General features: G+C 76.4%; 2 protein-coding genes. Both read left to right on the top strand.

Going from position 1 to position 699, the window contains the following annotated elements; all coding sequences use genetic code 11:
- Positions 1-275, top strand: a 275-nt coding sequence (locus tag B7767_RS34545; protein ID WP_306298024.1) for an NAD(P)H-hydrate dehydratase, incomplete at its 5' end; no start/stop codon positions are given.
- Between the two features lie 221 nt (positions 276-496).
- Positions 497-699 (top strand): alanine racemase (locus tag B7767_RS34540; protein ID WP_179167412.1); only part of this gene is annotated, 203 nt, incomplete at its 3' end.

Genomic DNA, 699 nt, shown 5'->3' with positions numbered 1-699 from the left:
GGTCCACGACCCTGATCGCCTCCTCGGGGGGCGGGGGCGTGGTGCGGGTGAATCCGACGGGGACGTCGTGGCTGGCCACGGCGGGCAGCGGGGACGTGTTGTCGGGGCTGGCGGGGTCGTTGCTGGCGGCGGGGCTGTCGGCGGTGGACGCGGCGAGCGCGGGGGCGTATCTGCACGGGCTGGCGGGGCGGTTCGCGGCGGACGGGGCGCCGATGGGGGCGCACGATGTGGCGGAGGGGATCGCGGGGGCTTGGCGGAGTGTGGTGCGGGGGTGAGCAGAGGCCTGGCGTGGATGTTTTTCGCCCCCGCCGCCCCTTCCCGTCCCGAAACCGGGGCTCCGCCCCGGACCCCGCTCCTCGAACTCCCCCAGAGGGGCTGATTCTTGCCGGACGGGCTGAAAGAACAGCCCGTCCGGCGTCTGAGAGCGAGGCCCGTAGGGCCGAAGGGGGTCCGGGGGCGCAGCCCCCGGGAACGGGGCTCTGAGAGACTGGGGCGGATGAACGAGACAGTCGCCCCGGGTGGTGCGGAGCTGCGGGCCCGTGCCGAGATCGACCTCGCCGCCGTGCGGGCCAATGTGCGGGCCCTGCGCGAGCGGGCGCCCGGCGCCGCCTTCATGGCCGTGGTCAAGGCCGACGGGTACGGGCACGGCGCGGCCCCCTGCGCCCGGGCGGCCGTCGAGGCCGGGGCGACCTGGCTGGG

This window comes from Streptomyces sp. 13-12-16 (assembly GCF_002114215.1).
GTDB lineage: Bacteria > Actinomycetota > Actinomycetes > Streptomycetales > Streptomycetaceae > Streptomyces.
Note: the sequence above shows the minus strand (reverse complement) of the source record. Positions and strands in the feature narration are given on the sequence as shown.